Origin of the sequence: Paraburkholderia sp. RL17-381-BIF-C, from assembly GCF_046026435.1 — a bacterium.
GTDB lineage: Bacteria > Pseudomonadota > Gammaproteobacteria > Burkholderiales > Burkholderiaceae > Paraburkholderia.
Window position 1 is genome coordinate 133,148 of the sequence record NZ_JARESX010000009.1, and the last position, 7,617, is coordinate 140,764.

Genomic DNA, 7,617 nt, shown 5'->3' on the forward strand with positions numbered 1-7,617 from the left:
CAGCAATTGCTGGGTGATCGATTGCCGCGTCCGTACGAAGCGAGCCAACCATGACAAGCACTGTGTCGGCATGAATTGCGTTCAAGCCCTCTGTGGCTATAGCAAGGCCGCACGAACTCGAGATACTACCCCCGCTATCCGACATAAAATGCAGACTGTAATCGACCCCGCTGGAAGATAGGCTAGTCGCCTCCTGGAAAATCGTCACTAATCCGAACAGCTCCATTAGCGGAAATCCAGGATAAACCACAAAGCAAACATGATGCTGCACTCGTTCACAGGGCACCCGCCAAAGTGATGCACAAGGGAAAGAGACGCCTTGTTCACTCCGCTCAGTTTCGTCTTGACGATTCTGTTTCACTTGTTTTTCCTCCGATGCTAACGAAGCATGCAGAAGGAATGAGCAATCGAAAAGGACGTAAATACCTCAAAAACCGACATTGATAAGCACAGCAATCGATCGCAATTTCGGTCGCCAGAGTTTGGCGAAATACTCCCCTACGTATGACCGCGATGGTTGGGGAAAAACCGATTGCTCGAATTGAAATCGGATCTGCTGCGGGAGTGGATTCTAGACTAGCGCACGTTCAATTCGCAGCTAGCTGACGTACCGCTGCAGTAGGAGTTTCAAGAAAGGGACGAGGTAGCCGGTCTAGCAAAGCGGATATCAGGCCAGCACAGTTTAGGAAGGTCTGAACAACCCGTTTCTGCTTCGGATTTCTAGCGCACGCACTCAGAGTGAAGATCACATCGTTATCTGCAACTGCGTTGGAATGCTACTGGCCTCCTCCTGGAGGCCAGCGCTGCGCCTTTACGGCGCACCTTCGCCAGCCCTTGCGCTTCATAACATCTTGCGCGCCATCCACAGATTGGTTAGCGCGAACAGCGTCTCGATCTGGGCCATGTTTTTCACCGGTCCCCGATAGCGTGCCTTCAGATATCCGAACTGACACTTCAGCACCCGGAACGGATGCTCCACCTTCGCTCTCACGCTCGCATTGAGCCGTTCGTACCTCACGTTCTGGTCGTGCCGCTATTGATCAACGAACATCCCGAACTGATCTCGACCGTACCGCTGGAACTCGGGAATATCTTCGCCAAGCTTGGCACGGTCAAGCTAATTCCGCCACCGGTGCCGCTTCCACCGTTCGAGCTTCGCCAGCATTGGCATCCTCGATTTCATGACGAACCGGGGAACATCTGGCTTCGCCAACTCATCAAACGTACTTTTGAACACTATCCCGGATTCCCGGCGAGATAGCGGCCGAGGTTAGGTGAAAACGCATTGATCGCCTAAAACTGAATCAACGCGTTCAGGCCAGGTGAATCATGAAGCGAGTCATTGAGGGCAGTGACCTTAAGCAGGTCGCACTGCTTTCAACATGCAGGCGCGCAACCAGGTGCCGCCTGGGCAGCGACAAGCTGAAGATATCTGCTGATATCCCGGCAGCCGGCTCGATACCCCCTTATTCTGGTCCGCTCCATGTCCTTATTGAGCCTTCTCGATCCATGGGAGCCTTCGTTCAGCCTTGTCGCCATTTTCGTCATAGCGGTCATACTGTTCGCGCGTGGTTCCCGTCGTGTCCATCTCAGCCTGCCACGTCAGGCTGTATTCTGGATTGGCCTCGCGGCGTTCTATATTGCCCTGCACATGAAGCTCGACTATTACGCCGAGCACGAGTTTTTCATCCATCGGCTGCCGCATCTGATATTGCACCATCTGGCGCCGCTGATCCTGATCGCCGCCTATCCGGGAAGCGCACTTCGCGCGGCCTGCCGTTGCGCTGGCGGGTTGCCGCGCCGACTTATTTGAGCGACAAACCGGCCTGGTACGACTCTACGATGCGGTCGAGCGAAAGGTTCCGCCACGCTGTGGCTGAGCGTACCGGTCGCGAGATAGCCATTAACACGCTCATGGTTTCGGCGCGCGCCGAGAACGATAGTTCGTAGACGATAAAGAAGCGCACCGCCGCGCGGCTCTTAACGCCGGCGCCTTCATCTGCACGCACACCTCACCTTCCCACGAAACGGTATCGTCAAGCACGTCAACTGTAAGCCCTGTGCCTAGTCCATCACGGCATCCTGCACGAACGCTACCTGGCGGTCGCCGACACGAGGCTGTTTTGCACCGTGGATCACGACGACAGCGAAGGGTGCGAACACTTGACGCTCGCGACTACATCAAAGCAGGCAAAAGTGACGCTAAGAAACTTCCGCGAGAACCGCCCCGATGCAGGCAGCAGGCAATGGCGGAACGGGCAGCTGCCCGTTCATACAATCAACTGCACAGAACATCAACGAAAACTCCCATCTCACTCCCGAAACGCCGCCACGCCCCGGATTTCCACCTTTAGGGACGGGCGTGTCAACGCGCTGATTCCGATGATAGACCAGGCGGGAAATGGACGGCGGGTGAACCGCTCCTTGACTGGCAGGAACTCAGCAAGATTTTTCTCGAGGTCGACGTGATAACTGACCACTTCAACCAGATCATCTAAAGCCAATCCGGCGATTTTGAGTATCTCTTCCGTTCGCTGAAGCGCAAGTTCGGTTTGCTCCGCTATAGAGTCCGGCACCGTATTGTCCGGCCTGACGCCCACTTGGCCAGAAATAAAAAGCAGCCCTCCGGCACGTACAGCCGGCGAATAGCCATATTTTTCGAAAAATGGCTGATAGCCACCAAACACTTCATTTCCCAGCGGTACCTCAAGCGCATATCGTTGCATCTTGACTTCCTCTTATAAATTTCACTTCGGATCGATCATGCTAAAAGGTTTCCGCCAGCTTTATGCTTGCTGGATGTAGCCTTCAATTTGGTTTTGATCGGCGGAGGAACCGCTCGACCGAGTCCTTAACTAACGTTGCATATGGCGCCGCTCGCTCGTTCGCGCGCCCTAACGTTTCCACATCTGCATTGCGTGGAGAGCCCACCCCAAATGGTGGATCCGGATCGTACTCGAACAGAAGCTCCATCATTTTGGCAAACGCATTGCCCCGCAGCACCGCGGCAAGCTGGAGCCCAAAATCCAGGCCGGCAGTGATCCCGCCGCCAGTGATCCTGTTGCGGTCGGTGACCACGCGTCCTTCTGTCGGGATCGCTCCGAAAGATGTTAGAAAGTCTTTAAAAACCCAATGCGAGGTGGCCCGATAACCATTTAAAAGTCCGGCGGCGCCGAGAATTAGCGAACCTGTACACACGCTGGTGACGTATTTGGCGTTGGCTCCGATTTTCGCTACAAAGGCGATTGTCTCGGGATCATCAAGCGCCACATGAGGCCGCGTGGCCCCTGGTACCATGATGATGTCATAGGCCTCATGGGCGTCGCCAAAGGACTTGTCTGGGACCAGCGATAACCGCCGATCCGTAACGACTGGATCACGCGATTTTGCTATAAGATCGACTTCGAAATTCGGCGCACTCGCCAGAATTTGATGCGGCGCCACCAGATCAAGCGCGGTACACTCCGGATAAATTAGCATTGCGATGCGCGTAGGCTCATCAACGTTCGTCACCGAAATCTCTCATTGGTTATTGACATACTTCAGCAGGCTCATTATGGCTTAGAGCATTGTTCACGACAAAGGACTTAGACCCCTTAAATCGCGCCATGATGTTCGCGCCGACCACATGACTCTTTCCCGGTAAGCCACGGCTGCAATATTAAACTCATCCGGATTTTTCATCAGTGAAGGTTGTCATCTTTGGCATGACGGCCATTCAATGCAAGTTTGGAACACTTCCTGGAGCAGTTAATGTGCGCCTTGTTCTCCCCACAATCCAGTCTATCCCTTGAACAAGGAGAACGTAAAACACGCCGACGACAATGAGCGGAGTAAATGGATCAAGATAGACCTTTCCGACCACTGTCGGACCGCCCATAAGATCGTGAACGGTGATTACACTCGTGACAGCAGACGCCTTTACCACCGCGATCGTCTCACTGCCTAAATTTCCCAATATAGATCGGAATGCGATGGGAGCCTGAATACGAAAAAACACGCGCTTTTTCGTCATCCCGATGGCATTTCCTGCCTCCACGAGGCCCTGAGGAACCATTATCAGTCCACCACGAACAATTTCTCCCAGGTAGGCGGCATTATTGATGCTTAGAACAAATACCGCCACCCTGAACGGTGACATAAGAATAAGGTTCCAGAATGGACCGACACCAAACCAGGGAACGCGGGGCAGGCCATAGTAGACAAGGAAAAGCAAAACGAGCAGCGGAATTCCGCGAAATACAAAGATATAGAATTGGGCAACATAACGCAGCAACGCATTCCCAAACGCCTGCATGCAAGCAAGGCCAGTACCGGCCATGACTCCAAAAGTCATACTGAGTACCGTGAGTGCCACGGTTATGATGAAGCCTTGCAGAACAGTGTCCCAGAAGGCACTGACTTGAAGGATAGATAGATTAATCATCGCTCACCTCGATAGCTGAATTCGAGCTTCAAACCGATGCTGAACGAAGCCCGATACCGCAGAAATGAACAAATACAATATGGCTGCGATAGAGTAGCCGAGAAGCGGATCTCTGATTGAGCCAGAGATAATGTTTGTGGTTCGGCTTAACTCCTGAACCCCGATCAAGGACGCCAAAGCAGAAATTTTGAGCATTACGAGGAAAAGGTTTCCAAGGGCAGGGGTTGCAGACCGCATCACAAGCGAAACTACGATCCTCCGACGCACTTGCCATCTTGACATGCCAATCGCGTAGCCAGCCTCGATGAGCCCTTTGGAAAGAACCAACATCCAATCTCTGAAAATGACCGCTGCATATGCGCCAAATTGTACTGACAACGCTATCAGCACTGCCACAGTAGGATTTGCACCGGGCATTTGCTGCCCGATCAACCTCCCAATTTTTCCAAGCGCAATGTTCGAGCCGTAAAAGAAGATGAATATCACCATCATTTCCGGCAGCCCGCGGAACAGGTTCATATAGGCGGTCCCACATCGAGCCATCACCTTCGCTGGCGAGAGGCTTGCGAAAGCAACGAAAAGTCCGATGACGATACTTATGGGAAAACAAGCAACGGACAATATAACAGTTAGGGCAACGCCTTGAAACCAGAAACCGATGTACGGAGCGACGGTATCAAGCATCATGGCACCCCGGAAATATCGCGCATGTCATTTTGACGTGAATTTCACACCGAAATATTTATTGGAAAGTTTATCGAGCGTTCCGTCGGAAATCGCCGCAGCGATGCCCTTGTTGATTTTTTCTGTAAGTTCCGGTGAGCCCTTGCGGAAAAACCAGGCCCGGCCAAGTCCAACCCCGTTGCTTCCGTAGTTAACCTTATCGACGTACTTGTATTTTCCGGTGCTCACGAATTCGCTTTGCATTTGAAGGTTGTCACCTTGAAATGCAGCAATGCGTCCGGTATCAAGATCCAGGACCGCAGCGTCCGGACTATCATAGCCGCGGATATCCGTATTTGCACCCAGCGTATCCCGGATGTATTGGTAAAAGTTCTGGGTGCCAGTAATCGTCCCAATCGATTTACCTTTTAGGCCGTTCAGGCCACCCGGGATATTTGTTGTAGTTGGTACGATAAACGCATACCCAACCTTATAGATGGTTGAACTGACATCGTATTTTTTCAACCGGGGCTCGGTTTCGGTCACAGTTGTACCAATCATGTCGATTGTGCCGGCTTCCAACGCAGTCCAGATTCCATCCCAAGGTACGTTGGAGATTTCGCACCTCGCGTTTATCTTTTGGCAAACCGCCTTGGCAAGTTCAACTTCGAAACCTGACAGTTGGCCTGTCGCATCGACAAAGGCAAAAGGCTTGTACGCGGCATCGATTCCGATCTTGATCGTATCCTCCGCTCTGGCTGCAGTTGTTAACGACAATGACATCAACGCCGTCACGACGAGCTTCGACACATTCCCCTGCATTTTCATGTTGTTCCCTTTCTATGAATATCAGCGTTGGCTGGTTAATCGTTGTAGCGTTTTAGAAACGACGCCAACGTTGGCGACTGTGGATTGGTTAGCACCTCCTTCGGACTGCCGCGCTCTTCAACCCTGCCGCCAAGGAGGTAAGAAACTTCTGTAGATACCTCGAGAGCAAATTTCATTTCATGCGTTACGATAATCATGGTTCTACCATCCTCTGCGAGTTGCTTGATGACACGCAGAACCTCGCCAACAAGTTCAGGGTCCAAAGCTGATGTCGGCTCATCAAACAGAAGTATTTCTGGCTCCATTGCGAGCGCACGGGCAATTGCAACACGCTGTTGCTGTCCACCTGACAACTGCGCAGGATAATGTCCGCTTCTATCAGCCAATCCAACCTTCTCAAGATACGAACGTGCTCGCTCAGCCGCGTCTTTGCGCGACATCCCAAGAACCTCTGTCGGTCCTTCCATAACATTTTCAAGAGCAGTGCGATGCGGCCATAAATTGAATGATTGGAAAACCATCCCAACCTTTCGTCTCAATCTGACCAGTTGCAGTTGCTCCCTTCGAGAACGCTTGCGCTGGCCCAGCGCTGGAAAGATCTCATCGTCGAGAACTATCTCTCCATCAGTAGGTTCCTCAAGAAAATTAATGCATCGGATCAGAGTGCTCTTTCCTGATCCGGAACTGCCGATGAGCGTGAGCACGTCTCCCTTTTCTGCGGACAGGCTCACGCCTTTCAAGACCTCCAGCGGCCCAAAGAATTTTCGCAGGCCCCGTACCTCGAGCAAGGAATTCGTTTGGTTCATAGAGAGCTTTTCCTCACAAAATTATCAAAAATAGCGCCTTGTTGGACGCTTAACTAGTAGAAAATCTCGACTGATTCCAATGCCCAAGGACCGCTCCTCCAAGATCGTGGACGGCCATTCGGGCTGCTGCCAATGCATCGGGCCGTTGACCAATCATGTCAGTCCATTCACATCGCCCAAACATCCGATGTTGAAACCATCTTCGGCTTGGCCAAAACAATAGCTGCGGCTAAAAGCGATAGGCTCACCGCAGCTTTGCGAAAGCGGATTTCAGATTCTTTCTGAGCTTGGATGACATGAAACCCTCCTGTTCTTGTCATGCGGCTCCTGCCAGTCTTATATGCAACAAGCATGCCAGCGTCAGTACCAATCATCGGATTCTTCCGGTTCTCTTCTCCGGTAGGAGTTCGTTCATTCGAGGTTGAGACAGCGATATTCTTAAGTGGATTTTCGGTCACGTATCCAACTGTACGCTTGGCCGCTTCATGTATTTTCGGCAAACACACTGTCGCTGTCGTGGACATCCGGGCAAATAAGCCGCTGCGTTGTCCGTCCTTTGAAGACGGCGTTCGGTCGGATATGGGGGTCGCTAATGCGTAATACCGAATGAACTGAGGTCAATTGAAAGAAGTGGACGCCAACATTCCGTAAAATTGAGGAATAGAGGCATTGACGGAACGATTCTCAAGGCTGTGTACACGAAGGGATTTCGTGAAGAAGAAGACTGCCGATGACTAATGGCGTCGGTGTATCCTGGGGCCCGCGCCGATAGTCGATTTTGATGAAAACGCGGACAACTGGATTCGTGCCGCGAGGGGCGGCAAGCTTGACAATGTTGGGCAGTATCAAACTATTCGTCTACGAAACCTGCCCAGGCCTGGTTCGGTCGCTAGC

At 52.1% G+C, this 7,617-nt stretch carries 9 protein-coding genes and 1 pseudogene; 2 read left to right on the top strand and 8 right to left on the bottom strand.

Annotated elements, in window-relative coordinates:
- Nucleotides 1-841: 841 nt before the first annotated feature.
- Nucleotides 842-1,009 (bottom strand): annotated as a pseudogene (locus tag P0D70_RS08960) (transposase); the annotation flags it as partial.
- A gap of 18 nt (nt 1,010-1,027) precedes the next feature.
- Here P0D70_RS08960 and P0D70_RS08965 point away from each other — a divergent pair.
- Nucleotides 1,028-1,261, top strand: a complete 234-nt coding sequence (locus P0D70_RS08965; RefSeq protein ID WP_408184160.1) for a type 2 periplasmic-binding domain-containing protein — start codon at nt 1,028-1,030, stop codon at nt 1,259-1,261.
- Nucleotides 1,262-1,483: 222 nt separating this feature from the next.
- Nucleotides 1,484-1,813, top strand: coding sequence for a cytochrome c oxidase assembly protein (locus P0D70_RS08970; RefSeq protein WP_408184161.1), 330 nt, complete (start codon nt 1,484-1,486; stop codon nt 1,811-1,813).
- A 499-nt stretch (nt 1,814-2,312) separates the two neighbouring features.
- On the opposite strand, the gene P0D70_RS08975 is transcribed toward P0D70_RS08970, so the two are convergent.
- From P0D70_RS08975 to P0D70_RS09005, 7 genes are all read right to left on the bottom strand, one after another.
- Nucleotides 2,313-2,726 carry a RidA family protein gene (locus P0D70_RS08975; RefSeq protein ID WP_408184162.1) on the bottom strand — a complete coding sequence of 138 codons (414 nt, stop codon included), beginning with the start codon at nt 2,724-2,726 and terminating at the stop codon, nt 2,313-2,315.
- Between the two features lie 82 nt (nt 2,727-2,808).
- Nucleotides 2,809-3,513 (bottom strand): DJ-1/PfpI family protein, encoded by a 705-nt coding sequence (locus P0D70_RS08980; protein WP_408184163.1) that lies wholly within the window; start codon nt 3,511-3,513, stop codon nt 2,809-2,811.
- Nucleotides 3,514-3,718: 205 nt separating this feature from the next.
- The gene (locus P0D70_RS08985; RefSeq protein ID WP_408184164.1) at nt 3,719-4,426 is read right to left on the bottom strand and encodes an ABC transporter permease subunit; all 708 of its coding nucleotides are present in this window, start codon (nt 4,424-4,426) and stop codon (nt 3,719-3,721) included.
- Between the two features lie 3 nt (nt 4,427-4,429).
- Nucleotides 4,430-5,113, bottom strand: a complete 684-nt coding sequence (locus P0D70_RS08990) for an ABC transporter permease subunit (RefSeq protein WP_408184165.1) — start codon at nt 5,111-5,113, stop codon at nt 4,430-4,432.
- 24 nt (nt 5,114-5,137) lie between these two features.
- Nucleotides 5,138-5,917 (bottom strand): substrate-binding periplasmic protein, encoded by a 780-nt coding sequence (locus tag P0D70_RS08995; protein ID WP_408184166.1) that lies wholly within the window; start codon nt 5,915-5,917, stop codon nt 5,138-5,140.
- A gap of 35 nt (nt 5,918-5,952) precedes the next feature.
- Complete coding sequence (locus P0D70_RS09000; RefSeq protein WP_408184167.1) at nt 5,953-6,723, bottom strand: amino acid ABC transporter ATP-binding protein; 771 nt, start codon at nt 6,721-6,723, stop codon at nt 5,953-5,955.
- A gap of 167 nt (nt 6,724-6,890) precedes the next feature.
- Complete coding sequence (locus P0D70_RS09005) at nt 6,891-7,097, bottom strand: hypothetical protein (protein WP_408184168.1); 207 nt, start codon at nt 7,095-7,097, stop codon at nt 6,891-6,893.
- Nucleotides 7,098-7,617: the final 520 nt, after the last annotated feature.

Bases quoted from the DNA above. Each gene is read 5' to 3' on its own strand.
- P0D70_RS08970 (WP_408184161.1), top strand. From the start codon at position 1,484: ATGTCCTTATTGAGCCTTCTCGATCCATGGGAGCCTTCGTTCAGCCTT.
- P0D70_RS08975 (WP_408184162.1), bottom strand. From the start codon at position 2,726: ATGCAACGATATGCGCTTGAGGTACCGCTGGGAAATGAAGTGTTTGGT.
- P0D70_RS08985 (WP_408184164.1), bottom strand. From the start codon at position 4,426: ATGATTAATCTATCTATCCTTCAAGTCAGTGCCTTCTGGGACACTGTT.
- P0D70_RS08990 (WP_408184165.1), bottom strand. From the start codon at position 5,113: ATGATGCTTGATACCGTCGCTCCGTACATCGGTTTCTGGTTTCAAGGC.
- P0D70_RS08995 (WP_408184166.1), bottom strand. From the start codon at position 5,917: ATGAAAATGCAGGGGAATGTGTCGAAGCTCGTCGTGACGGCGTTGATG.
- P0D70_RS09000 (WP_408184167.1), bottom strand. From the start codon at position 6,723: ATGAACCAAACGAATTCCTTGCTCGAGGTACGGGGCCTGCGAAAATTC.
- P0D70_RS09005 (WP_408184168.1), bottom strand. From the start codon at position 7,097: ATGATTGGTACTGACGCTGGCATGCTTGTTGCATATAAGACTGGCAGG.